This window comes from Variovorax sp. DAIF25 (genome assembly GCF_050711835.1).
GTDB lineage: Bacteria > Pseudomonadota > Gammaproteobacteria > Burkholderiales > Burkholderiaceae_C > Variovorax.
Map to the genome: position 1 here is coordinate 4,527,749 of NZ_CP136636.1, position 25,252 is coordinate 4,553,000.

Annotated in this window: 22 protein-coding genes and 1 tRNA gene; 10 read left to right on the top strand and 13 right to left on the bottom strand. The window is 69.1% G+C overall.

Annotated elements, in window-relative coordinates:
* Window positions 1-38: 38 nt before the first annotated feature.
* The 7 genes from R0232_RS20995 to alaS form a co-directional block, all read right to left on the bottom strand.
* Window positions 39-896, bottom strand: coding sequence for an alpha/beta fold hydrolase (locus R0232_RS20995; protein ID WP_431509281.1), 858 nt, complete (start codon window positions 894-896; stop codon window positions 39-41).
* A gap of 11 nt (window positions 897-907) precedes the next feature.
* On the bottom strand, window positions 908-1,456 hold the full coding sequence (locus R0232_RS21000; RefSeq protein WP_261207050.1) for a cupin domain-containing protein: 549 nt from the start codon (window positions 1,454-1,456) through the stop codon (window positions 908-910).
* Window positions 1,457-1,489: 33 nt separating this feature from the next.
* Window positions 1,490-2,305 carry an SDR family oxidoreductase gene (locus R0232_RS21005; RefSeq protein WP_431509282.1) on the bottom strand — a complete coding sequence of 272 codons (816 nt, stop codon included), beginning with the start codon at window positions 2,303-2,305 and terminating at the stop codon, window positions 1,490-1,492.
* Window positions 2,306-2,312: 7 nt separating this feature from the next.
* Window positions 2,313-3,296: a Bug family tripartite tricarboxylate transporter substrate binding protein gene (locus R0232_RS21010; protein WP_431509283.1), complete on the bottom strand. Its 984-nt coding sequence runs from the start codon at window positions 3,294-3,296 to the stop codon at window positions 2,313-2,315.
* A gap of 188 nt (window positions 3,297-3,484) precedes the next feature.
* The gene (locus R0232_RS21015; protein ID WP_431509284.1) at window positions 3,485-4,741 is read right to left on the bottom strand and encodes a D-amino acid dehydrogenase; all 1,257 of its coding nucleotides are present in this window, start codon (window positions 4,739-4,741) and stop codon (window positions 3,485-3,487) included.
* A 52-nt stretch (window positions 4,742-4,793) separates the two neighbouring features.
* The gene (locus R0232_RS21020; protein WP_093344567.1) at window positions 4,794-5,810 is read right to left on the bottom strand and encodes a 2-dehydropantoate 2-reductase; all 1,017 of its coding nucleotides are present in this window, start codon (window positions 5,808-5,810) and stop codon (window positions 4,794-4,796) included.
* A 16-nt stretch (window positions 5,811-5,826) separates the two neighbouring features.
* Window positions 5,827-8,457 carry an alanine--tRNA ligase gene (gene alaS, locus R0232_RS21025; protein ID WP_431509285.1) on the bottom strand — a complete coding sequence of 877 codons (2,631 nt, stop codon included), beginning with the start codon at window positions 8,455-8,457 and terminating at the stop codon, window positions 5,827-5,829.
* A gap of 298 nt (window positions 8,458-8,755) precedes the next feature.
* Between alaS and R0232_RS21030 the strand changes: the two genes are divergently transcribed.
* Complete coding sequence (locus tag R0232_RS21030; protein ID WP_431509286.1) at window positions 8,756-9,580, top strand: ferritin-like domain-containing protein; 825 nt, start codon at window positions 8,756-8,758, stop codon at window positions 9,578-9,580.
* Between the two features lie 211 nt (window positions 9,581-9,791).
* The gene (gene oxlT, locus R0232_RS21035) at window positions 9,792-11,120 is read left to right on the top strand and encodes an oxalate/formate MFS antiporter (protein WP_093344576.1); all 1,329 of its coding nucleotides are present in this window, start codon (window positions 9,792-9,794) and stop codon (window positions 11,118-11,120) included.
* Window positions 11,121-11,183: 63 nt separating this feature from the next.
* On the opposite strand, the gene R0232_RS21040 is transcribed toward oxlT, so the two are convergent.
* Together R0232_RS21040 and R0232_RS21045 are read right to left on the bottom strand one after the other, a co-directional pair.
* On the bottom strand, window positions 11,184-11,468 hold the full coding sequence (locus R0232_RS21040; protein ID WP_093344579.1) for a hypothetical protein: 285 nt from the start codon (window positions 11,466-11,468) through the stop codon (window positions 11,184-11,186).
* A gap of 299 nt (window positions 11,469-11,767) precedes the next feature.
* Window positions 11,768-12,148 carry a VanZ family protein gene (locus R0232_RS21045; RefSeq protein ID WP_431509287.1) on the bottom strand — a complete coding sequence of 127 codons (381 nt, stop codon included), beginning with the start codon at window positions 12,146-12,148 and terminating at the stop codon, window positions 11,768-11,770.
* 138 nt (window positions 12,149-12,286) lie between these two features.
* Between R0232_RS21045 and R0232_RS21050 the strand changes: the two genes are divergently transcribed.
* From R0232_RS21050 to R0232_RS21080, 7 genes are all read left to right on the top strand, one after another.
* Window positions 12,287-13,045, top strand: a complete 759-nt coding sequence (locus R0232_RS21050; protein WP_208511941.1) for a hypothetical protein — start codon at window positions 12,287-12,289, stop codon at window positions 13,043-13,045.
* 9 nt (window positions 13,046-13,054) lie between these two features.
* Complete coding sequence (locus R0232_RS21055) at window positions 13,055-13,687, top strand: FMN-binding negative transcriptional regulator (RefSeq protein WP_431509288.1); 633 nt, start codon at window positions 13,055-13,057, stop codon at window positions 13,685-13,687.
* Complete coding sequence (locus R0232_RS21060) at window positions 13,687-14,190, top strand: thermonuclease family protein (RefSeq protein WP_431509289.1); 504 nt, start codon at window positions 13,687-13,689, stop codon at window positions 14,188-14,190. Before R0232_RS21055 ends, R0232_RS21060 begins: the two co-directional genes overlap by 1 nt.
* Before the next feature lie 1,016 nt (window positions 14,191-15,206).
* Entirely contained in the window at window positions 15,207-15,641 is a 435-nt protein-coding gene (locus R0232_RS21065; RefSeq protein ID WP_431509290.1) for a hypothetical protein, read from the top strand.
* Window positions 15,642-15,776: 135 nt separating this feature from the next.
* A tRNA-Gly gene (locus R0232_RS21070) sits at window positions 15,777-15,850 on the top strand.
* Between the two features lie 139 nt (window positions 15,851-15,989).
* Entirely contained in the window at window positions 15,990-17,273 is a 1,284-nt protein-coding gene (locus R0232_RS21075; RefSeq protein ID WP_093344594.1) for a PucR family transcriptional regulator, read from the top strand.
* Between the two features lie 165 nt (window positions 17,274-17,438).
* Window positions 17,439-19,790 carry a hypothetical protein gene (locus tag R0232_RS21080; protein ID WP_431509291.1) on the top strand — a complete coding sequence of 784 codons (2,352 nt, stop codon included), beginning with the start codon at window positions 17,439-17,441 and terminating at the stop codon, window positions 19,788-19,790.
* Here R0232_RS21080 and R0232_RS21085 read toward each other — a convergent pair.
* On the bottom strand, window positions 19,778-20,329 hold the full coding sequence (locus tag R0232_RS21085; RefSeq protein ID WP_281078363.1) for an AAA family ATPase: 552 nt from the start codon (window positions 20,327-20,329) through the stop codon (window positions 19,778-19,780). The two genes, R0232_RS21080 and R0232_RS21085, sit on opposite strands and share 13 nt — an antisense overlap.
* On the bottom strand, window positions 20,326-21,447 hold the full coding sequence (locus R0232_RS21090) for an AraC family transcriptional regulator (RefSeq protein WP_208511967.1): 1,122 nt from the start codon (window positions 21,445-21,447) through the stop codon (window positions 20,326-20,328). Before R0232_RS21090 ends, R0232_RS21085 begins: the two co-directional genes overlap by 4 nt.
* A gap of 152 nt (window positions 21,448-21,599) precedes the next feature.
* Between R0232_RS21090 and R0232_RS21095 the strand changes: the two genes are divergently transcribed.
* Window positions 21,600-23,798, top strand: coding sequence for a DUF6351 family protein (locus tag R0232_RS21095; protein ID WP_431509292.1), 2,199 nt, complete (start codon window positions 21,600-21,602; stop codon window positions 23,796-23,798).
* 46 nt (window positions 23,799-23,844) lie between these two features.
* On the opposite strand, the gene R0232_RS21100 is transcribed toward R0232_RS21095, so the two are convergent.
* Window positions 23,845-24,339, bottom strand: coding sequence for a guanylate cyclase (locus R0232_RS21100; protein ID WP_398493777.1), 495 nt, complete (start codon window positions 24,337-24,339; stop codon window positions 23,845-23,847).
* A 69-nt stretch (window positions 24,340-24,408) separates the two neighbouring features.
* Window positions 24,409-25,116: a Crp/Fnr family transcriptional regulator gene (locus R0232_RS21105; protein WP_431509293.1), complete on the bottom strand. Its 708-nt coding sequence runs from the start codon at window positions 25,114-25,116 to the stop codon at window positions 24,409-24,411.
* Window positions 25,117-25,252 lie beyond the last annotated feature (136 nt).

The window sequence follows — 25,252 nt, forward strand, 5'->3', positions numbered from 1 at the left end:
TCTCTTGATTTCCTTGGTTGGATAGGGGGTGATGGCGCTCAGTGCGCGAGCGATTCGCGCAGCAGCGCGGCGACGGCCCGCGGTTGCTCCACGTAGCCGGCGTGGCCCGCATCGTCCACCAATTCGAGCGCCACGCCGCAGCGCCGCGCCACTTCCTCGCAGGCCGCGGGCGGCGTGACCGCATCGAGCGCGCCGCAGGCCACGCGCACCGGCGTCGGCGGCGGCAGCTCGGCCAGCAGGTCGGCGTTGCACAGCAGTTCGACGGCCTGGCGGTAGCCGCGGTCGTTCAGGCGCGCCATGTTCCAGCGCACCCATTGGCGCGCGGGCTCGCTGGCCTGGTCGGACACCAGCCGGCCCGCGCGCTGCGCGGCCATGCCGGCGATGCCGAGCTGGTCGAGCGTGGCGAGCCGCTCGGCGCGGACCTTGGCGCGCGCCTGCGCGCGTTGCGCGGCGCCGTAGCCGATCGCGGGGCTGACCAGCAGCAGCCGGCGGATGCGCGCATCGCGGCGCGCGGCCGCGGCGGCGACGATCGCGCCGAGCGAATGGCCGAGCAGCACGCAGGACTCGATGCGCAGCGCATCGAGCAAGGCGCCCAGGCGCGCCGCGTAGTCGGCGGCCGCCGGTGCATCGGCCTCGAGCGGCGTCGATGCGCCGTAGCCCGGTGCATCCCAGGCGATCAGGCGCGCCTCGGGCGCGAGCAGTTCGGCGACCTCGAGCCACGAGGCCGCGCCCGAGCCGATGCCATGCAGGCAGACGATCGCCGGGCCCTGCCCGCGCTCGCGCACCGACACCACGGCACCGCCCGCGACCGCGACCTCGCGGGCCGCGAAGCGCGCATCGAGCCGCGCCAGCTCGGCAGCGGGCGGCATCGAGGCCTGGATGTCGGTGGTCTGCATGGCCGTCGCGCTCAACGCTTGATCTTGGCCAGCGGGTGGTCGGCCGGATAGGTCGGGGTCACCGGCTTCTTGGCGCCGAGCATCACGCACATCAGCGCGTCCTCGTCGCCGATGTTGATCTCCTCGCGGTAGACGCCGGGCGGCACCGAGATCAGGTCGCGGTCGGTCATGATGGTCTCGAAGCGCTCGCCGTCCTTCTCGATCACCACCTTGAGCTTGCCGCGGATCAGGAAGAACACTTCCTCCACGTCGGTGTGCAGGTGCGGCGGGCCTTCGTGGCCGGCCGGGATCACCATGGTCGAGAAGGTGAAGTGCTCGGCCGGCACGGTGTTGACGTCCTTGGCGACGCCGGTGCCGCCCGTGCCCACGTAGCGCATCTGGGCGCGGCGGAACTTGGGATCGAAGTCGGCCTGGAACTTCAGCGCGTCCCAGTCGTACTTGCGGGTCGAATAGCGCGCGATGCGGCTGTCCATCCACTCGGCGAGGCTGCTGCCTGCGGGCTGCGCCAGGCTGTTGCCGCCGGCATCGTTGATCTTTTGCTGTTCGGACAGATCGCTCATGGTGTGGGACTCCTGGGTCGAAGAGGAAGGGATTCAGTGCATCGCGAAGCCGCCGTTCACGGCCAGCAGCTGGCCGGTCACGAAACGCGCGAGACCGGAGAGCAGGAACACGGTGGCGCCGCAGACGTCGGCCGCCTGCTGTTCGCGCGGGATGGCGCGGCCCTCGAGGTATTTCTGGTGGCGCGCCATCGGCACGTACTCGGTGGCCTCGACCAGCGTGAGGCCGGGCGCCACGGCGTTGACCGTGATGCCGTCGCCGCCCCATTCGCGCGCCAGCGAGCGCGTCATGGAGATCACCGCGCCCTTGCTCGAGGCATAGGCCAGCAGGTTGGGCGCGCCCCACAGCGCGGTGTCGGAGGCGAGGTTGACGACGGCGCCGCGTCCGCTCTCGGCCAGCGCTGCGCGGCAGGCGCGGCCCGTGAGCCAGCTGCCGCGCACGTTGACGGCCATCACGCGGTCCCACATGTCGATCTCGAGCTGGTGCGCGTCGCGGCCGCCCGAGTTGGTGATGGCCGCGTTGTTGACCAGGCCGTCGAGCCCGCCGAGCAGCCGGATCGCCTCGGCGGCGCCGGCCTCGATCGAGGCGGGGTCCGCGAGGTCGATGGCCAGCGCATGCGCCTGGCGGCCGGCGTCGCGCAGCGCCTTCGCTTCGCTTTCGGCCTGCTCGCCGAGGATGTCGGCCAGCACCACGCCGGCACCGGCCGCGGCGATGCATTGCGCGAACGCGAGGCCGAGGCCGCGCGCGCCGCCGGTGACGAGCACGCGGCGGCCGGCCAGCAGGTTGGCCGGCAGTTCGGCCAGCAGCGCCTGCAGGCTGGCGGGATCGGCAGTGGTCTTGAGTTCGGTCATGGCGGGTTCAGTCGGCCTGGATGCCGAGCTCCTTGATGACCTTGCCGAAGCGCGCGTAGTCGGCGGCATTGGTCTTGCCGAGCACCTCGGCCTCGCCGCCCACGGGCGTGGTGCCGAGCACGGCCATGCGCGAGACGATCTCGGGCATGCGGAGGATCTCGTTGAAGTGGCCGTTGAGCGTCTTCACGATCTCCGGCGGCAGGTTGCGCGGGCCCCAGAGGCCGTTCCAGGCCGTCACCTCGACGTCCTTGTAGCCCTGCTCGGCCAGCGTGGGCACGTTGGGCGCGAGCGGCGTGCGCTGGGCCGAGGCCACGGCCAGCGCGCGCAGCTTGCCGTTGGCGAAGTACGGCGCCACCGGGCCCAGCGTGATGAAGGTGACGGGCACGTGGCCACCGAGCACGTCGTTGACCGCCGGCGCCACGCCCTTGTAGGGCACGTGCGCGAGGCTGGCGCCCGAGGCGCGCGCGAACATCTCGCCGAGGATGTGCATCGGCGAGCCGCTGCCCGGGCTCGCGTAGCCCAGCGGCTTGGCCGGCTTGGCGGCGGCCACCGCGTCCTTCAGGCTCGCGAAGCCGCTGCCGGCGCCGGCCACCAGGAACAGCGGCTGGCTGCCGGTCTGCACGATCGGCGTGAAGCCCGCGAGCACGTCGTAGCCCGAGGTGCCGCCGGTCTTGAGCACCAGCTGCGCGATCGAGAAGGTGCTGGGCGCGAGCAGCAGCGTGTAGCCGTCGGGCGCGGCCTTCGACACGAAGGCGCTGCCGATGATGCCGCTGGCGCCCGGCCGGTTGTCGACCAGCACCGGCTGGCCGACGCGCGTGGCGAGCTTCTCGGCGAACAGCCGCGCGAGCGCGTCGGTGTCGCCGCCGGCCGGGTAGGCGACCACCAGCGTGATCGGCTTGGCCGGATAGGCATCGGCCCAGGCGGACCCGGTGGCGCTGGCGGCGGCCGCGCAGACGGCGGCGGCAAGGGCGTGGCGGCGAGTGAGGGGCATGGATTCGTGGGTCCGGGTGGATCGTTGTTTGTTTCACTAATGAAACAACGATTTATTAATGGAACGCCACGAAGGATAACGAACGAGACAACTTCAGGACTAGGTAGAAACCCTAGTCGACTTTGCCCATGCGAAAACAGGGCGGCTCCTTCCGGAACCGCCCTGCCCGTGCGTGGCACCGATGCCGCTCAGCCGCCGTAGCGCGCGACCGTCAGCCCTTCCATGTCGATCTGGGGTGCGCGGGCGCCGACCAAGTCGGCCATCACGCGGCCGGTGCCGGCCGCCATGGTCCAGCCCAGCGTGCCGTGGCCCGTGCTCAGCAGCAGGTTCGGCAGCCGGCAGGCGCCGATCACGGGCGTGCCGTCGGGCGTCATCGGGCGCAGGCCGGTCCAGAAGCTGGCCGTGCCCACGTCGCCGCCGCGCGGAAAAAGATCGGTCACCACGTGCTCGAGCGTGTCGCGCCGGCCGGCATCGAGGCGCAGGTCGAAGCCCGAGAGCTGGGCCGTGCCGCCGACACGGATGCGCTCGCCGAGCCGGGTCACGGCGACCTTGAAGGTCTCGTCCATCACGGTGGATTCGGGCGCGCCCGTCGGGTCGGCGATCGGCACCGTGATCGAGAAGCCCTTGACCGGGTACACCGGCAGGTCGATGCCCAGCGGCCTGGCGAGCGCGGGCGAGTAGCTGCCGAGCGCGAGCACGTAGCGGTCGGCGACGAAGCGCCCGGCGTCGGTGCGCACCGCGGTCACGCCGCCGCCGTCGTGCTCGATGGCCTCGATGTTCACGCCGAAGCGGAAGCTGGCGCCATGGCCCTCGGCCAGCACCGCGAGCGCCTGCGTGAACTTGAAGCAGTCGCCGGTCTCGTCGCCCGGCAGCCGCAGGCCGCCGACGAACTTCTCGCGCACCGCGGCCAGCGCGGGCTCGTACGCCACGCAGCCGTCGCGGTCGAGCAGCTGGTAGGGCACGCCCGAGGCCTTGAGCACCTCGACGTCCTTGGCGCTGCCGTCGAGCTGCTGCTGGCTGCGAAACAGCTGCAGCGTGCCCTGCATGCGCTCGTCGTAGGCGATGCCGGTGTCGGCGCGCAGCGCCTTCAGGCAGTCGCGGCTGTATTCGGCCAGCCGCACCATGCGCGCCTTGTTGACCTCGTAGCGCGCCTGCGTGCAGTTGCGCAGCATCGCGAGCCCCCAGCGCCACATGGCGGGGTCGAGCATCGGCTTGATGACCAGCGGGCTGTGCTGCATCAGCATCCACTTGACGGCCTTCAGCGGCACGCCCGGCCCGGCCCAGGGCGCCGAATAGCCGGGCGAGACCTCGCCCGCGTTGGCGAAGCTGGTTTCGAGCGCGGGCGCGGGCTGGCGCTCGAGCACAGTCACCTCGTGGCCGTCGCGCGCCAGGTAATACGCCACCGAGGTGCCGATGACACCGCTGCCCAGGACCAGAACCCGCATCGAAGACCTCCCGCTGCCGAAGCCGGCATGCCGCGAGGGTACAGCGGCGCGGCTACAGCTTCAAAGCGTCCTGCAGTTCGGAGGCCGACCAGCGCCGCGGCGAGCGCGGCCAGGCCTCGAGCAGCTCGAGCATGCGCGCGTTGCGCGGTGCCTCCAGGCCGCAGGCCTCGGCCAGCCGCACGATCTCGCCGCTGAGCGCGTCGATCTCGGTGCGCCGGCCGAGCGCGAGGTCGTCGGCCATGCTCGAGCGCGCCTTGGCATCGATGCGCAGCATGCGCGCGGCGACGATGCGGAACAGCCAGTCGGGCAGCCGCAGCAGCCCCGGCAGCCGGCGCGGCGGCACGGCCGTGACCTGAGCCGGCGCGATGCCGGCCTGGCGCAGCACGCGCAAGCCCTCGTCCATCAGCGCCGCGAAGCAGCGCCGGTAGCCGCGCTGCATCAGTTGCTCGCGCAGCGGCAGGCCCGACAGCGCATTGACCGGGTTGTTGAGGTTGATCAGCAGCTTGCCCCACTGGATCGGCTGCAGGTCGGCATGGAGGTCGAGCGGCACGCCGGCACGCTCGAACACCGGCAGCCAGGGCCGCAGCGCCGCGTCGTCGCGCGCCGCGAGCCGGCCCGGCGTGCCGCGGTGGAAGGCACCGGGGCCGAGCTCGGCGACGTTGTAGGGCACCATCGCCGGCACCACGTTGAGCGTGGGACCGGCCTCGGACGCAACCGCGGCATTCGACACGCCGTTCTGCAGCGAGACCACCAGCGTGCCCGCGGGCAGCGCGAAGGCCAGCTCGGCCGCCGCCTCGGCGGTGGCGCCGCTCTTGACGCTGAGCAGCACCAGCGCGGGCTTGATGCCGCTGGGGACGCGGTCGATCAGGTGCAGGCCGGCGGCCGGCAATCGGTGGCTGCGGCCTTCGAGATCGGTCAGGGCCAGACCCTGCGCGGCCAGCGCCTGCAGGACGCGCGGACGACCGACAAAGGTGACCGGCACGCCGGCCGCCGCGAGGCTGCCGCCGACGAAGCAGCCGATGGTGCCCGCACCCATCACGAGGACTTCGCCGGGCACCGTGTCGTTCATCGCGAGGGCGCCGGGATCAGAGGCGTTCGCTCACCCAGGCCTGCACCGACTGCAGCGCCGCGGGCAGCGCCGCGGCATCGGTGCCGCCGGCCATCGCCAGGTCGGGCTTGCCGCCGCCCTTGCCGCCCACCTGCTGGGCCACGAAGTTGACGAGCTCGCCGGCCTTGACCTTGCCCATCGCGTCGGCCGTGACGCCGGCCGCGAGCTGCACCTTGGCACCGTCGACCGCGGCCAGCACGATGGCGGCGCTCTTGAGCTTGTCCTTGAGCTTGTCCATGGTGTCGCGCAGCGTCTTGGCGTCGGCGCCGTCGAGCTTGGCGGCCAGCACCTTCACGCCCTTGACCTCGATGGCCTGCGCCAGCAGCTCGTCGCCCTTGGAGGAAGCGAGCTTGCCCTTGAGCGAGCCGACCTCGCGCTCGAGCGCGCGGATCTGCTCGAGCACCTGGCCGAGGCGGCCCTGCAGCTCGGCGGCCGGCGCCTTGAGCGTGGCGGCCGCGCTGTGCACGGTGGATTCGAGCTCCTGCAGGTAGGCCAGCGCATTGGCTCCGGTGATGGCTTCCACGCGGCGCACGCCGGCGGCCACGCCGCCTTCGCTCACGATCTTGAACAGGCCGATGTCGCCGGTGCGCGCCACGTGCGTGCCGCCGCAGAGTTCGCGGCTCGAGCCGATGTCGAGCACGCGCACGGTCTCGCCGTACTTCTCGCCGAACAGCATCGTCGCGCCGGACTTCTGGGCCGATTCCATGTCCATCACGCGCGCCTGCGTGGCGGCGTTGGCGAGGATCTCGGCATTCACGCGCTGCTCGATCTCGAGGATCTGCTCGCGCGTGACCGGTGCGTTGTGCGCGAAGTCGAAGCGCGTCTTGTCGGCATCGACCAGCGAGCCCTTCTGCTGCACATGGCCGCCGAGCACCTCGCGCAGCGCCTTGTGCATCAGGTGGGTGACCGAGTGGTTGCGCATGGTGGCGGCACGGCGCGCGCCGTCGACCGCGGCCTTGACGCTGTCGCCGACCTTGAGCGTGCCCTGGGTCTGCGTGCCGTGGTGGCCGTAGACGTCGGCCTTGATCTTGAGCGTGTCCTCGACGCCGAACTGCACGCCCTCGGCGATGAGCACGCCCTGGTCGCCGACCTGGCCGCCGCTCTCGGCATAGAACGGGGTGGTGTCGAGCACCACGATGCCGCTCTGGCCTTCCTTGAGTTCCTGCACGGCCGAGCCTTCGAGGTACAGCGCCAGCACCTTGGCCGCTTCCTCGAGGTGTTCGTAGCCGGTGAAGACGTTCTCGGCTCCGACGTACTCGAGGCCGCGCCGCCACTTGATCTTGTCCTTGTTGCCTTCGCGACTGGTGTCTTTCTGCCTTTCCATCGCGTCGTCGAAGCCGGCCTCGTCGACCTGCACGTCGCGCTCGCGGCAGACGTCCTGCGTCAGGTCGAGCGGGAAACCGAAGGTGTCGTGCAGCTTGAAGGCCACGTCGCCCGGCAGGGTCTTCACGCCGCCGGCCAGCGCCGCGTCGAGGATTTCCATGCCGATCGCCAGCGTCTCGAAGAAGCGCTCTTCCTCGGCCTTGAGCGTGTCGGTGATCTGCTTCTCGTCGGCCACCAGCTTCGGATAGGCCTCGCCCATCAGCCTCGCCAGGTCGGGCACCAGCTTGTGGAAGAACGGCTTCTTCTGCCCCAGCTTGTAGCCATGGCGGATCGCGCGGCGGATGATGCGCCGCTGCACGTAGCCGCGGCCCTCGTTCGACGGGATCACGCCGTCGGCCACCAGGAAGGCGGTGGCGCGGATGTGGTCGGCGATCACCTTGAGCGAGTTGTTCGCGAGGTCCTTCTCGCCGGTCTCGCGCGCGGCGGCCTTGATCAGCGCGTCGAAGATGTCGATCTCGTAGTTGCTGTGCACGTGCTGCAGGATCGCCGCCAGGCGTTCCAGGCCCATGCCGGTGTCGACGCAGGGCGCGGGCAGCTTGACGACGCTGCCGTCGTCCTGCATGTCGAACTGCATGAACACGTGGTTCCAGATCTCGATGAAGCGGTCGCCGTCTTCCTCGGGGCTGCCCGGGGGGCCGCCGGGGATGTGCGGGCCGTGGTCGTAGAAGATCTCGGAGCACGGGCCGCAGGGGCCGGTGTCGGCCATCATCCAGAAGTTGTCGGACTTGTACTTGCCGCCCTTGTTGTCGCCGATGCGGATCACGCGCTCGGGCGGCAGGCCGATTTCCTTGGTCCAGATGTCGAAGGCCTCGTCGTCCTCGTGGTAGACGGTGGCCAGCAGGCGCTCGGGCGGCAGCTTGAAGACCTGCGTGAGCAGCTCCCAGCCCCAGTGCAGCGACTCGCGCTTGAAGTAGTCGCCGAAGCTCCAGTTGCCCAGCATCTCGAAGAAGGTGTGGTGGCGCGCGGTGTAGCCCACGTTCTCGAGGTCGTTGTGCTTGCCGCCGGCGCGCAGGCAGGCCTGGACCGAGGCGGCGCGCACGTAGGGACGCTTGTCTTCGCCGAGGAACACGTCCTTGAACTGCACCATGCCCGAGTTGGTGAACATCAGCGTCGGGTCGTTGCCCGGCACCAGCGGGCTCGAGGCCACCACCGTGTGGCCCTTGGAGGCGAAGAAATCGAGAAAGGTCTTGCGGATGTCCGCGACAGTGAATGTGGGCTGGCTCATCTTTGGATTCGTCTTCTGTCGAGGGCGGCGCGGCGATGGCGACCCTCATGTCGAACCCACTGCGGCGAACCGGCCTAACTGCTTGATTTGCTTGAACAATCGATTATAGGTTTGGCGCCCGCCGGGCGGCCCGGCCGGATGCAATCCCCCGCGACCGGCCCCCGCGCCCCCGGACGGCCCGCCCTGCACGCTCCCGGACACGGGGCTAATATGCGCCCTGACGCGAATCCGGCGACCGACGAGAACCAAAACCGGCCGGGCTCCTCCTATTCATCTGGACATGAATCAAGGAACACGCATGGCAAGCCACGAGGTGGAAGCGCACTGGACGATCGAAGACCTCGACTTCTCGCGCATCGCGCTCGACAGGGTGCGCTCCGACGAGAACCTCTTCTACCTGGTGGCCGCCGCCTCCTTCATCGAAAGCGGGTCGGACCTCTACACCCACAACCTGGTCGATTTCTTTCGTGGCGATGAGGAAGTCACCGCCTGGCTCAGCACCCAGTGGGAACAGGAGGAGCTGCAGCACGGCAAGGCGCTGCGCGCCTACGTCGAGTACGTCTGGCCCGAGTTTCCCTGGGAGCAGGCCTACCGCGGCTTCCTCGAGGAGTACGCCACCTACTGCAAGGTCGAGCTGCTGGCACCCACGCGCGGCCTCGAGATGAGCGCGCGCTGCGTGGTCGAGACCGGCACCGCCACCTACTACAAGGCCATGGCGCGCAGCACCGACGAGCCCGTGCTGCACGACCTCGCGACGCGCATCGCGACCGACGAGGTCAACCACTACAAGCACTTCTACCGCTTCTTCCGCCGCTACCGCGAGCAGGAGGGGCTGGGCCGCTTCCGCGTGCTCGGCACCATCGGCCGGCGCACGCTGGAGCTCAAGAGCGAGGACGCCGACTGCGCGATCCGCCACGTGGTGCGCGCGCGCTCGCCCGAGCGCGCCGACGACACGGCCTACGTGCGCGGCCTCAGCGCCACCATGAACCGCACCATCCGCACCCACCTGAGCCCGGGCGCCACGCTCAAGATGCTGATGCGTCCGCTCGAGCTGCCGGCGCGCGTGCAGACGGTGGTGCAGTACCCGATCCAGCAGTTCATGCAGCACGTGTTCCTGCGCTGAAGCGAAGCGCATGCATGCGCGCGCGGCGATCCATTCACGACAGCGAATAAGGGAGAACGAGCATGCCGCCATCGGCATGAAATTGACGCACGTCAAGAGTTTTTGAGGCGAACGCTCCGACAGTGGAAACCGTTTCGGAAGCCCTCCACGCGAAGGCTCCGAGCACCTTCCATAACTACAGACTCGCCCAGAGACAAAGGACAGGTTCGTCATGACCACTCCCTCGCCCATCGCCGTCGAGAGCAGCAGCGCGCCGCGCTCCGCCTCGGCATCCACCCCCAACACCCGCAATCCGGCGACGCGCTGGATCCAGCTCTCGCTGGGCATCGTCTGCATGGCGATGATCGCCAACGTCCAGTACGGCTGGACCCTGTTCGTCGCACCGATGGAGGCCAAGCACCACTGGGGGCTGGCCGCGATCCAGATCGCGTTCTCGGTCTTCGTCGTGGTCGAGACCTGGCTGGTGCCGATCGAAGGATGGCTGGTCGACCGCTTCGGCCCGCGGCCGGTGATCGCCGGCGGCGCGATCCTCGCGGCCTGCGGCTGGATCATCAACGCCTACGCCGACAGCCTGCCGATGCTCTACGTCGCGGCCGTGGTGTCGGGCATCGGCGCCGGCTGCGTCTACGGCACCTGCGTGGGCAACGCGCTCAAGTGGTTCCCCGACCGCCGCGGCCTGGCCGCGGGCCTCACGGCCGCCGGCTTCGGCGCCGGCGCGGCGCTCACCGTGATCCCGATCGCCAACATGATCCAGACCTCGGGCTACGAGCACACCTTCCTGTACTTCGGCATCCTGCAGGGCGCCTGCATCTTCGTGATGGCGATGTTCATGGTGAAGCCCTTCGTGCCCAAGGGCGTGGTGGCGCAGACCCGCCTGGTGATGACCAAGGTCGACTACACGCCGGCCGGCATGGTGAAGACGCCCGTCTTCTGGCTCACCTACCTGCTGTTCGTGCTGGTGGCCGCGGGCGGCCTGATGGCCACGGCCGAGATCGGCCCGATCGCCAAGGACTACCATATCGACAAGCTGCCGATGCACTTCCTCGGCCTGTCGATGCCGCTGCTGACCATGACGCTGGCCATCGACAACCTGGCCAACGGCTTCACGCGGCCGCTGTGCGGCTTCGTGTCGGACAAGATCGGCCGCGAGAACACCATGCTGATCGTCTTCATCGGCGAGGGCCTGGCCCTGCTGGGGCTGCGCCAGTACGGCCACGAGCCGGTGGCCTTCATGACCTTCGCGGCGCTGGTGTTCCTGTTCTGGGGCGAGATCTACTCGATCTTCCCGGCGCTGGTGGCCGACACCTTCGGCATCAAGAACGCCGCCGGCAACGCCGGCACCATGTACACCGCCAAGGGCACCGCCTCGCTGTTCGTGCCGCTGGGCACCGTGCTGGCCGCGGGCGGCAACTGGGACCGCGTGTTCCTGCTGGTCGCGGTGGTGTCGATCGGCTCGGGCATCGCGGCCAAGCTGGTGCTGGCGCCGCTGCGCCGACGCACCATCGAGGCCGCGAACGCGGCGGCCGCGGCGCGCAACTGAAGACGCCATCGCCCCCAAGAAAAACGGCCGCATCAGCGGCCGTTCTGTCGTCTGCGGGCAGTGTCAGCTCGCCGAGGTCGCGCCGGCACGCCGGCTGGCATCGAGCGAGTAGAGCTGCGGCTGCGGACGCTCCTCGGACACCTTGGGCGCGTCGGCGCCGACGGGCTGCTGCGGCCGGTAGAGCTCGCTCTCGAGGCGGCGCACCCGCTCGGCATACATGCGCGCCAGCGCGCTGTGGTGCTCGGCCGCGGCCTGGTGCTCGATGCGCGCCATCTGCGCTTCCTCGAGCAGCGTGGCTGCGCGCTTCAGGTAGGCGGTCGGGCTCGAACGAAGGAAGTCGAACATCATGGATGCTCCTTTCGGATGTGATGCGATGGAGCCATCCTTCGCCGATGGGCGGCGGCGGTCTGTAGTCTCATGCGCCACGCGGGCGTAGACACGAGGAAATCGTTCACGGAATCGCGGCCGGACCCGGGCTGGATTGCTGCTGTCGCCCACGCGGCATGAAGGCAGGGAAAGTACCGACGTTGAACTTTTGTTTTCATCGGAAACTTCGCTCGAATCCTCCCTCCCCCTGAGCTACATGCTCACCTCACCCGCTTCGGCGGGTGTTTTTTTGGGGCCTTCGATCCGCGGCCCGCCCGGCCTCAGGCGCGCCGCCGCTGCCGGCTCGCCAGGAAGGCGGCGACGGCCGCGCCGATCAGCAGGCCGACCGCGTCCGCCAGCAGGTCCTCGAACTCCGCCGAGCGATCGGGCGTGAGGGACTGCAGCACTTCGATCAATCCGCCATAGGCCAGCAGCGCGGGCAGCACGAGGCGCAGCCGTCCGGGCCACGACCAGCACCCGAGCCCGCCGAGCGTCGCGAAAGCCAGCAGGTGGTTGGACTTGTCCCAGCCGGTGCTCGGCATCGGCACGTTCTGGGGCAGCAGGCTCAGCACGAGCACCGCGACCATCGTGATGGCGAGCAGCCAGCGCCACTTGCGCGGGCCGGCGAGGGCCGCATGCGAAAAGATCTCCGGTCGGCTCACGCCATCTCCTGTAGCAAAGCCTTCGATTGTGCCGCCCGCGACCGATGCGGCTTGCCGCCGCGCACGACGCACTTGCAGAATGGCGCGTGCCCGCACCCGCGCGCATTCGCCCCCAAGAAAAATACGAGGAGACCACCGATGCCGAAGCGCCTCCTGGCCCTTGCCGTTCTTGCCGCCGCGCTCGCGGGCTGCACCACGGCGCCCCCCGTTCCACCCAATGCCGGCAAGCTGCCCAAGGGCGCGAAGGTGGGCCTGCTCGTCAACATGCCGGCGCCCGCGCAGCACATGCACGTGGGCACCACCGTCTTCAACAACTTCTCGACCGGCTACCAGTTTCCGTGGAACCCCACGTCGCGCACCTACGACGTCTTCACGGCCGATCTCGAGAAGGCGGGCTTCCAGGTCGTGCGGCTCACGAGCTACGCCACCACCACCGTCAATGCGCTCGCGGTCTCGCAGAACGACGGCTGGCGCGCCAACCCGGCCCAGTCCTGGGCGACGCAGAAGCTCAAGGAGGAACAGATCGCGGCGGTCGTCGTGGTCGAGGGCAAGCGCACCCTGACGCGCATGGAGTGCAGCGGCGGCCCCTGCGCCGAGAGCTACATGGCGAACTCGGGCCTGTTCACGCGCGGCATGCTCGGCTCGACCCGATACTTCGCCGTGCCCGCGATGGAGGCCAAGGTCTTCACGCTCTCGCCGCCGATCGAGCTCTCGGCCTACGAGCCGCTGAAGACGCTGCAGGCGGGCCGGGTCCGGCAGCTCAGGGATTTCGCCGAACCGAAGGACGCCAAGCAGTTGAGCAAGGCCGAATTCCAGCCGGTGGTGACTGCGATCGATGCCCACATCGCCTCGCTCTCGCGCGCGACGGTGCAGACGCTGGTCAGCGGGGCGAAGTAGCGCGGGCCCATGCACGTCCAACCGCTGTTCGCCATGACGGAGCGGCAGGCGCTCCATCGGCACATCCGCGACTACCCGCTCGCCACCGTCGTCGTCAGCCGCTCGGAAAAGATGGACGCGAACCTGCTGCCCCTGCACCTCTCCGACCGCGGCCCGCATGGCCTGCTCTCGGGCCACGTGGCGCGAAGCCATTCGCTGTGGACGCAGGATCCGGGAGAGACCGAAGTCACCGCCGTCTTCCAAAGCCCCAACGCCTACATTTCTCCGCGCTGGTACGTCAACGGACAACGCAGCGGCCGCAATGCGCCGAGCTGGAACTACGTGGTGGTGCAGGCGCAAGGGCGGCTGCGCTTCATCGACGACGCCGACTGGATGCGCACCCACCTTGCCGCGTTGACCGCGGCCCAGGAAGCGGGGCGGCCGCAGCCCTGGTTGGTGGAGGATGCATCGCCCGAATTCCTCAGCGAGACGGCACGGCGGCTCGTGGGTTTCGAGATCGAGATCCAGGCCTTGACCGGCAAGCGCTTTCTTTCCCAGCAGCGGACCGAGGCGGATCGGGAGAGCCTGGTGCGGAACCTCGAGGGGGAGGTGTCGTGGGGGGCGCGGGCGGTGGGTGGGCTCATCGGACGCCGGGGCGCGTGATGCTGCGCGCGCTCGTCCTGGCCGCCCTGCCCCTCTTGGCCAACGCCGAGCCCCGCACCTGCCTCGTCGTGAGCGTCAACGACGGCGATACGCTCACCGCGCGATGCGACGGCACCGGCAGCCACGAGCGAATCAAGGTGCGCATTGCCGCCATCGACGCGCCCGAGAAAAACCAGCCGTTCGGGCAGCGTGCGAGGCAGGCCCTGAGCGAGCTTTGCCTTCGCGACATGGCGAAGATCTACCGCCGCTCGACGGACCGCAACGGCCAGACCGTCGCGGACGTCGAGTGCCGGGACCAGGACGTCGCGCGGCACATGATCGCCGGCGGCTGGGCCTGGGTGTACGACGGCGCCACGGAACTCGGGGATGCGCCGCTGTACAAGGCACAGGACGTGGTGCGCGACGCCAGGCAAGGGCTTTGGAGAGACCCGGCGGCGGTTGCGCCTTGGAAGTGGCGCAAGCAGCAAGGCGAGGCCCGCAAGCGCGGCCCGGCCCCGGGGTGACTGCTGCCCCGTTCCGACCTGCAGGCGCTGCCACCTCACCAAACCTACGCCAAAAGCCACGCCGCCAAGACAGACCTTCGACCCAAGCATCCTGCTTCATGAAGCGGGATGGTTAGCTCAATATGAGGTACGCGAGCTATTGCGACCTCTTGTTGACTCGCCGGACGACTATCAAGGTCTGGACGGTCTTTTTAGAAGAATCCTGAAGCTAGACGCGATGCGCAATGGCGACCTTGTAAAGCCATTCCCCTCTACGACGTCATTGTCGACATCGAACTTTCCTCAAAGACTTACAGGTGTTCGGAATCGATCGCCATCCACAAGACCAAGAAGGCATTCGAAGGTTTATCGAACATGGCTGCCGGCTATCCAATCAAGATCAACGGTACGCACGTTCTGATGAGCGATCCACACGTTCTCAAAATTCAGAAGGCGATCATTAGCAAAGCTGGCTCTATGGCTGCGCGATGAAATCGAAGCCTCATCAGATGAATCGAACCGACTTCGGCTTTTCCTTCCGACAACGAAGGAAAAGCTAATCGTCGAGCAGTCAGCCAAGGATCTGTTCTGGGGCGCTCTCATCGTTGACGATGGCGCGTTGAAGGAGTGCGTCCTCGAAGTGATGAATTCTCTGAACACCTCCCTCTTCTGGGAAGATGACTTCTAGTCCGATCAAGATGCTCTCACTGAGGCGATCCGTTCACTCGACGACGATTCGATGTAATAGCTAGTCCGACCTCCGCCAACTTCACCTGCGATAGCTGCAAGCAATGTTCTCGGATAAGTCTTCCTCGGAAGCTACGAATTTTTGAAGAATTGTCCCGACGTGAAGATCAACGGCAACAACGATGGCGTTCCTTGCGAGCAGCAGTGGCGCAAGCCCTAACGACTGCGGCTATAGACGATCCGCAAGTTGAATCGCGGCTCGGCGCTAGATTTGAACTAGGGTTTTCCGTAGTCAGAATTCGTCATCTCATGTAACAATGAGTTTCCACGCGTATTGCTACAAGGGATCCATGAGATTTATCGCCCTGACGGTCCTCGTACTAGTACTAGGTTTGGCAGGTTGTGCCAGTCCACCACGCTCCTACTCTTTTCAGAACTCGCGGACGTACGACAAGAGCTATGACGAGGTATGGGAGAGCTTGATCGGCTTCTTTGCCTCTCGGAACATTCAGATCAAAAACATCGCGAAAGACAGCGGTGTTGTGTATGCGGAAACAGCCCAGTTCAATGAGACCATGGCCGATTGCGGTGATCCGGGCCTCTTCCAAGTCCTATCGAAGCGAGTGAACTTCAATGTGTTCGTCACGAGATCCGGCGCAACGCCGAAAGTGACCGTGAATGCCACCTATCAAGAGACTCGAAAGTTTGACCGAAACGTCGTAACGGTCGGCTGTAATTCGAAAGGTACCTTGGAGCGGATCATCCTCGCTGAAGTGGGACGATAAGCATGCCGGTGCAGGACTTTGTCGTCGCAAGAGCCTGCCGATCGCTTCGAAGCTGTCGAGTGGTCATGGAAGCCATCCCATGCTCAACGACCGCCGCAGGGCGGCCTCCAGACACACGCTAGAATCCGCCCCCACGCGGGTGTAGTTCAATGGTAGAACGGCAGCTTCCCAAGCTTCATACGAGGGTTCGATTCCCTTCACCCGCTCCAAACACCTGACCACGGGCCGCGCAACGCGGCCCGTCGTGCTTCTGGCAAGCACTCTTGCGCGCCCTCTCCTCCCCGTCCGACACTGTCGGCCAGCCGCCACCCGAGCGGCACGGCACGAAGAGATGGAGACAAATCCCGCATGGAGAACTCGCCCACGCCCGAGCGCATGAGCCTGCCCGCGATGGAACCGCTGTCGCCCGGGCTGCGCGGACTGGTCCGTGAACTGCGCCGCGACAGCCCGAACCTCTCGACGCACATGCTCGACACGCTGCGCGGCAGCATTCCCGAGTACGGCGCGCTCGGCCAGGCGCTCGCGCATGACGTCTACCGCGTGGGCCTGCGCAACGCGGAACTCTGGTACGACGCGCTGCTGATCCGCGACAAGCCGCACGACGACGACCTGCAATGGATCGGCCGCTTCAGCCAGCGCCGCCATGCGCAGGCGCTCTCGCTGTCGGCGCTGCTGCAGGCCTACCGCACCGGCACGCGCGTCTACATGGACGCGCTGCTCGCGCACGTGCGGCCCCATCCCGCGCTGTGCGACGAGGTGCTGTTCCGCGTCTCGCCCTTCCTGCTGTACTACAGCGACCTGCTGAGCCGCACGGTGAGCGATGCCTACCTGGCCGAGCACACGCGCGAGATGCGCTGGAAGGCACAGATGCAGGCGCGGCTCGCCGCGGCGGTGTTCGATCCGACCTGGGTCGGCGCCTTCGACGACGCGGCGCAGGCGCTGGGCATCCAGGCGGACCAGCCGCACGTGGCGCTGGCGCTGCGGCCGATGCCGCTCGAACCGACCACGCCCGAGGCCGGCGAGCGGGTGCTGGAGGCGGTGGCCGCGGCGGTGCGCGAGGACCTGGGGCCGGTCGCGCTGGCGCTGCATCGCGGCCACTGGGTGGCCTGGCTACCGGCGCCTCCCGGCGAAGCGGCCGATGCGCGCGAGCGCCGCCTGCTCGCGAGCATCGAGCAGGCGATGCGGCTGCGCCCGAGCATCGAGGCGGCGGGCCTGGGGCTGCCGTCGCAGGGTGCCGCGGGCTGGCGCGGCAGTGCCGAGCAGGCGCTGGCGGCGATCGAGATGGGGCAGCGCCTGCGCCGCAACGACGCGAGCTTCTGCTATTCCGAATTCGCGCTCGACACGCTGATGCGCCAGTCGACCGAGGTCTCGGCGCTGTGCAACGAGATGATCGCGGCCCTGGCGGCCGAGCCGCCGCTGCTCGAAACGCTCGAGAGCTATTTCGACCACCGGCAGAACCACAAGGCGACCGCGGCCGCGCTCGGCATCCACCGCAACACGCTGCTGCACCGGCTCGCGCACATCGAGTCGCTGCTCGGCGCGCGGCTGGACGACATGGCCTGGCTCTCGCGGATGTATCTCGCGCTGCGCCAGCGCCGCCTGGGCCGCGGCGGGACCTCGGCGCTGCACTGAGGCCATCGCGCCGAGGGCACCCGCCCTTGTGCAGATGCACAGCCCGGCAGGGCACCTTGCCAATGGCGCACGCGGCAACCCGTCCGTAGAGTTCGGGAGCCCGCGGATGGCCACGCCATGTGGCGGCCCGGGCCTTCGAGAAGACACAACAGGAGACAACGACCCATGCCGATGCCCGATCGCGCGCAGGCCCCTGCGCGCCCCGACCTGCTTCACGACAGGACCACGACCTCCCGCCGGCCACGCCGCTGGCGCCTGCTCGCCGGCACGGCGTTGCTGGCCACGATGGCGGCGCTGTCCGGCTGCGGCGGCGGCGGTGGAGGCTCCAGCTTCGGCTTCGCCGGCTTTCCGCCCCCATCGGGCCCCGGCACCGGCAACCCGCCGCCTACCGACCCGCCGATGCTCGCGAGCATCGACAGCCAGTTGCCCGCCGACACGGCCACCACGGCGCAGCGCTGCGACTTCCTCGATCCCGCGCACTGCATGCTGCCGTTTCCCAACGACTACTACACGGTGGCCGATGCCAGCACCGACACCGGCCGCCGGCTGAACCTGCAGACGGCCTCGATGCCGCGCAGCGAGGTGGTGCGCAACAAGCCGATCGACACCACCGAATGGAACCGTAACGACGGCTTCTCGCCGGGGGCGATGATCGTGACGCGCGTGCCGGGCGTGGACCTCGCGCGCACCGGCGCGCCGGGCATCGGCGATCTCTCGGCCTCGCTCAAGGCCGACGCGCCCGTGGTGCTGATCGATGCCGACACGCTCGAGCAGAAGCTGATCTGGGTCGAGCTCGACAAGAACAACGTCAGCGCGCCCGACCGCCAGAGCCTCAACATCCGCGTGGCGAAGAACCTCGAGTGGGGCCATCGCTACATCGTGGCGATGCGCAACATGAAGGATGCCGCCGGCAAGACCATCGAGGCCGGGCCCGCGTTCCGCATCTACCGCGACCGCCACGAGAGCGCGCTGGGCTTCGTGAACGATCGCCGAGCGCACATGGAGAGCATCCTCTCGACGCTGCAGCGCGCGGGCGTGGCGCGCGAGCCGCTCTACCTGGCCTGGGACTTCACGGTGGGTTCGCAGCGCAGCATCACGGGCCGCATGCTCGCGATCCGCGATGCCGGCTTCGCGGCACTCACCGACAACACGCCCGGCTTCAAGGTGACGACGGTGCAGGACCTGACGCCCGCGCAGGACGCGCGCATCGCGCGCCACATCGAGGGAACGCTCACGGTGCCGAGCTTCGTGGCGGCCCCCACGGCCGGCACGGCCGACATCACGCCGGTGATCGCCGCGGTGGCGCCCTACCTGGGCGGCGGCGCGCTGTCGGTGCCGGCCGTCAAGGCCGCCTTCGACACGCTCGGCGACAAGCCGCTGCCGCTGGAGACCTTCCGCTACGCCTCGGCCACGCCGGGCGTGTACGACACGCCGGTGTGGGACGGCCACTCGACGCTCACCGTGCCCTTCATCTGCAACATCCCGCGCGCGGCGCTCAACCCCGACGGCAGCGTCAACCCCGCGCGCATCTCGTTGTACGGCCACGGCCTGTTCGGCAAGCCGACCGAGGTCAATGCCAGCAACGTGAAGGACATGAGCAACGAACACAACTTCGTGTTCTGCGCGACCAACTGGTACGGCTTCTCGCAGACCGAGATCGTGCCGTCGGTGTTCGGCTTCTTCGACCTGTCCAATGCGCGCGTGCCCTTCGACACCACGCAGCAGGGCGTGCTCAACATGCTGATGCTGGGCCGCGCGATGCAAAGCGCCAAGGGCTTCGGCAGCAATGCCGCCTTCCAGATGGGCACCACGCCGCGCAGCGTGCTCGACACCAGCGAGCTGTTCTACGACGGCAACAGCCAGGGCGGCATCCTCGGCGGCATGCTGATGAGCGTGGCGCAGGACATCCACCGCGGCGTGCTCGGCGTGCCCGGCATGAACTACTCGCTGCTGCTCGAGCGCAGCGCGGACTTCCCCGAGTTCGCGACCATGGTCTACGCGGCCTACCCCGACAGCCTCGACCAGCAGTTCATCTTCTCGCTGTGGCAGACGCTGTGGGACCGCGCCGAGGCCAACGGTTATGCGCAGGCGATGACCGACAAGCCGCTGCCCGGCACGCCGGCGCACAAGGTGCTGATGCACGTGGCCTTCGGCGACCACCAGGTCACGATGTGGTCGGCCGAGGTCGAGGCGCGCACGATCGGCGCCAAGCTCTTCTGCCCGGCCACGGCCAGCGGCCGCCATCCCGACGCGGTGCCCTACTTCCAGCTCTCGTGCATGGACCTGGGCGCCGGCGGCTACGACGGTTCCGCGATGGTGGTGTGGGACAGCGGCCCGGGCCGCCTGCCGCCCCCGCCGCAGGACAACCTCGCGCCCACGGCCGGCAGCGATCCGCACGAGGATCCGCGCGCCACGCCGGCCGCGCGGCAGCAGAAGTCGGAGTTCCTGCGCAGCACCGGCAAGGTGGTCGACGTCTGCGGCGGCGCGCCCTGCCGCTCGGCGGCCTACGCGCCCTGAAGCGGCGGGAGGCGCAGCGAACCGTCTCCCAGTCTCTTCACGACCGCGGTCCGCGTGTCGTCCCGCGACTGCCCGGCAGTCTCGATGACATGCGGCTCCAGCGCCCCGAGCGCCGCAAACTGCGCATGCAGCTCGCCGATGGGCCCCGGGTCGGTGAGCGTGTCGCCGCCTCGCTCCCGGCAGCGCACGATCGCCTCGTCGAGCACCGGCCGCAGCACCGCGTAGTGAAGTGGCACCTCCAGGCCCCGGAAGGCCGGCAGGAACCAGGGCCCGACGATGCCATCGACGATGACGAAGAAGCCGGCCCGCGCATAGCCTTGCGCCGCCTCCGCGAGCACGCCCACGACGGCTTCGTTCTGCCGTTGCGCGGCGGGCAGATAAGGCGCGATGGCGCCGCTGCGGATGAAGTGCCAGAAGTCGTCGGCATGCAGGTGCACCACGGGTTCGGCGATGGCCGGCACGAGGGCGCGCGCGGTGGTGGTCTTTCCCGCGCCGGGCGGACCGGTGAGAACGAGCACATGGCCCGCCAGGTCGATCATGCGTGCGCGCCCTCGCGGTACGCGCCCGCGGGCTTCGCGGGCCTCGCCTCGCGCGCGAAGCTGCGCTCCATCGCTTCGCCGCCTTCGCGGTAGTCGCCCGGCGTGCCGCCGGTCCAGCGCCGGAACGCGCGATGGAAGGCGGCCACGCTCGAGAAGCCGAGGTCCGAGGCGATCGAGATCAGCGGTTCGGAACCGCGCGTGAGCCGCTCGATGGCGACGTCGCGGCGCAGCGCGTCCTTGATGTCCTGGAAGGTCGCGCCCTCGGCCTGCAGATGCCGCACGAGGGTGCGCGCCGACAGGCCGAAGGCACCCGCCACATGGGCGATGTCGCAGTCCTCGCCGAGCCGCGCCTGCAGCCAGCCGCGCACGCGATGCGCGGCGCTGTCGGCGCTCGGCGGCACGAACAGCCAGTCGAGCGGCGCGCGATGCAGCAGGTCGCGCAGCTCGAGGCCGGAGCGGCGGCGCACCGGCCGGTCGAGGTACTTCGGGTCGAAGACCATGGCGGTCACGGGCTGCCCGAAGCGCGCGGGGCCGGGGAACATGAAGAGGTAGTCGGCGGCATCGTCGGGCCGCGCGAAGCCGAAGTCGATGCGCTCGAGTTCGATGCGCGCGCCGATGATCCACGAGCACAGGCCGTGCACCAGCTTCATGTGCAGCTCCTGCACCAGCCGCGCGCTGCGGGCCTGGCGCGGATAGGCATCGATGCGGATCACGGCCTCGCGTTCGTCGCGGTGCAGGGTGAACACCGAGCCGTCGTCGAGCACGCGGTTGAACTGCATCCATCGCTTGATGGCGACCTGCAAGGTGGGCGCATCGAGCATCAGGATGCTCAGCACCTTGAGCGTGCCGCAGCGCAGCGGCCGCGCATAGAGGCCGGGCATCTCGTCGTCCATGTGCAGCGCCACGCTGCGGAACAGCTCGGCGAACTGCTCCTCGGTGACGCGGCCATGCCGCTGCGCGAGCAGCGTGGGCGAGATCGTGGCCAGGTGCAGCATGCCGTGCAGGGTCGGCGCATCGATCGGCAGTCCCGCGAGGAAATCCCTGACGTAGGAGATCGGCAAGGTGGGCCGGCCCGCGAAGGCCGTTGAAGCGGATCCCGCGGCGGAAGGCATGGGCATGGCGTGAGACATGGCGTGATTGGCAAATGAAGTTGGCGCGATCGGAGAACACGGGACCGCATGCGCTGCATAGAGTGAAGCCGACGCCGTGCGGCGAGGGCTCGATCAGGCCGTGCGCGTCGACATCATCCGTCCCACGAAAGAAGAACACCATGAGACAAACGCTCGGTTCGACGCGAACCGCGCCGCCGCTTGCGCGGCCGGCACGCATCCTTTCCCTCGGTATCGCCTGCGCGGCGCTGCTGGCCGCCTGCGGCGGCGATGGCGGCGGCGGCGGGGGCTTCATCCCCGTCGTGCCGGCCTCGCCGCCACCCTCGGCGCCGGCGGCGCTCGACCAGGCCTCGATCACGGTGCTGTCGTCCAAGCCGCAGTTCGTGAGCGGCGGCGATGCGCTGGTCGAGGTGAAGGCACCCGCGGGCGCGACGGCCTCGGGACTGGAGCTCACGCTGAACGGCAAGCCGGTGACGGCCCAGTTCGCGCGCGATGCGAGCGGCAGCCTGCGCGGCATGGTCAAGGGCCTGGCCACGGGCGCCAACACGCTGGCGGTGAAGGCGAGCGCCGAGGGCCGCGCGTCCTCGAATGCCGAACTGGTGCTCACCAACTACCCCGACACCGGCCCGATCCTCGCAGGCGCGCTGCTCACGCCCTACGAATGCCGCACCGTCGAATCGAACATGGGCACGCCGCTCGATGCGAACTGCTCGGCAACGCGGCGCTTCGACTACTTCTACCGCACGCCGGCCGGCAGCTTCAAGCCGCTGGCCGATCCGCTCGCGCGCCCGTCCGACCTGGCGCAGACCACGACCATCGAGGGCAAGACGGTGCCCTACATCGTGCGCGTGGACTCGGGCACGGTGGGCCGCACGATCTACCGCATCGCGCTGCTCGACGATCCCACGGCCGAGACCGCCGCGCCCGCCGGCTACAAGCCCGCCGCGGGCTGGAACGGCCGGCTGGTGGTGAGCTTCGGCGGCGGCGCGGGCACGCAGTACAACCAGGGCGTGAACCAGGCCACCGATGCGCTGAGCGACCTGCACCTGTCGCGCGGCTTCGCCTACATGATCTCGACCGAACTGGTGAACGGCCAGCGCGGCAACGCGGTGCTGCAGGGCGAGACGCTGATGATGCTGAAGGAGCGCTTCATCGAGACCTACGGCGTGCCGCGCTGGACGGCCGGCTCGGGCGGTTCGGGCGGCGCGATCCAGCAGCTGGTGATCACGCAGATCTATCCGGGCCTGCTCGACGGCCTGCAGCCCTCGCTGACCTTCCCCGACGGCAGCCTGCACGTGGCCGACTGCCGCCTGCTGGAGAACGTCTACAAGGCCGACACCGCGACCTGGACCAATGCCAAGCGCACGGCGGTCGACGGCTTCACCAACGGCACCTGCCGCGCCTGGGACCTGAGCTTCGTCAACACCATCGTCGCGACCAACGCGGCCGGCTGCGCCCTCAAGGACGTCTCGAAGGTCTACGACCCGATCAACAACCCGACCGGCGCGCGCTGCACCACCTCCGACATGCGCACCAACATCATGGGCCGCGACCCGATCACCGGCTTCGCGCGCAGCCCGCTCGACAACGTCGGCGTGCAGTACGGGCTCGAGGCCTTCAACAAGGGCGCGATCAGCGCCGAGGAGTTCGTGACGCTCAACGAGAAGGTCGGCGGCTACGACAAGGACGGCAAGCCGGTGCCGCAGCGCACCGTGGGCGATGCGCTCGCGCTCGAGCGCGCCTATGCGAGCGGCCTGGTCAACTCGGGCGGCGGCGGCCTGGCCTTCGTGCCGATCCTGCATTCGCGCACCTACAACGACGCCTCGGGCGATATCCATTCGCACGAGCGCGACCTGGTGGTGCGCGCGCGGCTGCAGCGCGCCAACGGCCGCATCGACAACCAGGTGATCTGGGTCGGCCCGCGCACCGGCTATCCGCTGGCCGCGCTGTCGCTCGACGTGATGACGCAGTGGCTCGACGGCATCGCCGCCGACCCGGCGCCGCTGACCACCGACAAGGTGGTGGCGCACAAGCCCCGGGCCGCGGTGGACGCCTGCTTCGACGGCAGCGGCACCAAGTACGAGGAATCGCCGGCCTATGGCGCCACCGGCACCTGCGCCACGATGTACCCGCTGCATGGCGAGCCGCGCCAGCAGGCCGGCGCGCCGCTGACGAACGACATCAACAAGTGCCAGCTGAAGCCGGTGCTGGCGTCGGACTACGCCCAGACCCTCACGCCCACGCAGCTCGCCCGGCTGCGGACCGTGTTCTCCAGCGGCGTGTGCGACTGGACCAAGCCGGGTGTCGGGCAGGTGCCGCTGAAGGGCACCTTCCAGAGCTACGCGGTCGCGCCGGGCTGATCGGGCCGCGGCAACGAGGCGGCGTCGATCGGGTCCGCGGGCCCGGTCAGCCGCCCTCGCCCTGCGCCGCCGCGCGCAGCACGGGGTCCGACAGCAGGCGCCCGGCCTGCTGCAGCCGCTCGAACTGCGCCTCGCTGAGGCTCTGGCGCACCAGGTCGAAGTGGCACAGCGTGCCGGCCAGCCGGCCGTCGCCATGGGTCAGCGGCACGCCGTGGTAGGCGATCACCATGCCCTGGTAGGGGCTGCCGTCGAGCAGCCGCTCCTCGCGCGAATCCTCGGTGCACAGGCGGCCGTCGCGCAGCACGAACTGGCAGAAGCTGCTGCCCAGCGGCACCACGGCGAGCTGTTCGGGGCGCGCCTCGCCGAGCTTGTCGACCATGTAGAGGTTGCGCAGCAGGTCGCCGTCGAGCACGAAGACCGCGGTGTAGCGGTGCGGCACCTCGGCGTTGAGGCAGCGCAGCGCCTCCTGCACGCCGCGCTGGCGAAGCACCTCGCCCAGGTCCTGGTACGGGGCGGCCGCGGCGTCTGTCGTGAGATTCATCGACGGACTGTAGCAAAAAGAATTCATTTCCAGCCACCGGCCGAGGGGTCGGGCGGCGCCGGAAGCGCTTCAGGCGCGGCGTGCCGAGGCCGCGTCCTCGGCCAGCGCGGGGCCGTCGTAGGACACGCGGTAGTTGCCCAGGCCCGTGAGGTCGAGCACGGTGAGCCCGCGCTTCTCGAGCCGGATCAGCCCCAGCGCCTGCAGCCGCTGCAGCGCGACGTTCACGCGCTGGCGCGAAACGTTGGCGAGCAGGCCGATCTCGGTCTGCCCCACCTGCAGGTGGCGCGGCGCATCGGGATAGAGCTCGGGATTGAACAGGCTCGCGAGGCAGTTGGCCACGCGCGCGTCGGTGTCGAGCAGGCGCTCGTGCGCGAGCGCGCCGATGAACAGGCTCAGCCGCGCGTTGAGCAGCTCCTGCAGGTAGTGGTTGAAGGGCACGCTGGTCTCGCGCAGCCAATCGAAGGTGCGGCGCGGCATCAGCGCCACGCGCGTGGGCCGCAGCGCGAACACGTCGTAGCGGCGCGCCTCGTGCTTGAACAGCGAGCCCTCGCCGAACCACACGCCCGCCGACACGCCCGTGAGCGTCGACACGCGGCCGTCCTCGGAGGCCACCGACATCTTCGCGAAGCCGTCGATCAGCGCCATCCAGTGCTCGACCACCTGGCCCACGCCCGCGATGCAGGCACCGCGCGCGTACTGGCGCTCCTGCATGCCGCCCAGCACGCGCTCGAGATCGGAAGAAGAAAGACCGGCCGCCCACCGGGAGCGCCGCACCATGCCCTCGAGGCACGCCGCGGCCTGCGGGGAATCAGGGATTACCTGTAGCAATTCACGCCTCATCTGTCGTCGCAACGACCGTGGTGCCGCGTGCCGCTCCTTAATCTTTGTGGAGATCGACACCAACACAGGAGAC

Bases quoted from the DNA above. Each gene is read 5' to 3' on its own strand.
- R0232_RS20995 (WP_431509281.1), bottom strand. From the start codon at position 896: ATGCAGACCACCGACATCCAGGCCTCGATGCCGCCCGCTGCCGAGCTG.
- R0232_RS21000 (WP_261207050.1), bottom strand. From the start codon at position 1,456: ATGAGCGATCTGTCCGAACAGCAAAAGATCAACGATGCCGGCGGCAAC.
- R0232_RS21005 (WP_431509282.1), bottom strand. From the start codon at position 2,305: ATGACCGAACTCAAGACCACTGCCGATCCCGCCAGCCTGCAGGCGCTG.
- R0232_RS21010 (WP_431509283.1), bottom strand. From the start codon at position 3,296: ATGCCCCTCACTCGCCGCCACGCCCTTGCCGCCGCCGTCTGCGCGGCC.
- R0232_RS21015 (WP_431509284.1), bottom strand. From the start codon at position 4,741: ATGCGGGTTCTGGTCCTGGGCAGCGGTGTCATCGGCACCTCGGTGGCG.
- R0232_RS21020 (WP_093344567.1), bottom strand. From the start codon at position 5,810: ATGAACGACACGGTGCCCGGCGAAGTCCTCGTGATGGGTGCGGGCACC.
- alaS (WP_431509285.1), bottom strand. From the start codon at position 8,457: ATGAGCCAGCCCACATTCACTGTCGCGGACATCCGCAAGACCTTTCTC.
- R0232_RS21030 (WP_431509286.1), top strand. From the start codon at position 8,756: ATGGCAAGCCACGAGGTGGAAGCGCACTGGACGATCGAAGACCTCGAC.
- oxlT (WP_093344576.1), top strand. From the start codon at position 9,792: ATGACCACTCCCTCGCCCATCGCCGTCGAGAGCAGCAGCGCGCCGCGC.
- R0232_RS21040 (WP_093344579.1), bottom strand. From the start codon at position 11,468: ATGATGTTCGACTTCCTTCGTTCGAGCCCGACCGCCTACCTGAAGCGC.
- R0232_RS21050 (WP_208511941.1), top strand. From the start codon at position 12,287: ATGCCGAAGCGCCTCCTGGCCCTTGCCGTTCTTGCCGCCGCGCTCGCG.
- R0232_RS21055 (WP_431509288.1), top strand. From the start codon at position 13,055: ATGCACGTCCAACCGCTGTTCGCCATGACGGAGCGGCAGGCGCTCCAT.
- R0232_RS21060 (WP_431509289.1), top strand. From the start codon at position 13,687: ATGCTGCGCGCGCTCGTCCTGGCCGCCCTGCCCCTCTTGGCCAACGCC.
- R0232_RS21065 (WP_431509290.1), top strand. From the start codon at position 15,207: ATGAGATTTATCGCCCTGACGGTCCTCGTACTAGTACTAGGTTTGGCA.
- R0232_RS21075 (WP_093344594.1), top strand. From the start codon at position 15,990: ATGGAGAACTCGCCCACGCCCGAGCGCATGAGCCTGCCCGCGATGGAA.
- R0232_RS21080 (WP_431509291.1), top strand. From the start codon at position 17,439: ATGCCGATGCCCGATCGCGCGCAGGCCCCTGCGCGCCCCGACCTGCTT.
- R0232_RS21085 (WP_281078363.1), bottom strand. From the start codon at position 20,329: ATGATCGACCTGGCGGGCCATGTGCTCGTTCTCACCGGTCCGCCCGGC.
- R0232_RS21090 (WP_208511967.1), bottom strand. From the start codon at position 21,447: ATGCCCATGCCTTCCGCCGCGGGATCCGCTTCAACGGCCTTCGCGGGC.
- R0232_RS21095 (WP_431509292.1), top strand. From the start codon at position 21,600: ATGAGACAAACGCTCGGTTCGACGCGAACCGCGCCGCCGCTTGCGCGG.
- R0232_RS21100 (WP_398493777.1), bottom strand. From the start codon at position 24,339: ATGAATCTCACGACAGACGCCGCGGCCGCCCCGTACCAGGACCTGGGC.
- R0232_RS21105 (WP_431509293.1), bottom strand. From the start codon at position 25,116: ATGGTGCGGCGCTCCCGGTGGGCGGCCGGTCTTTCTTCTTCCGATCTC.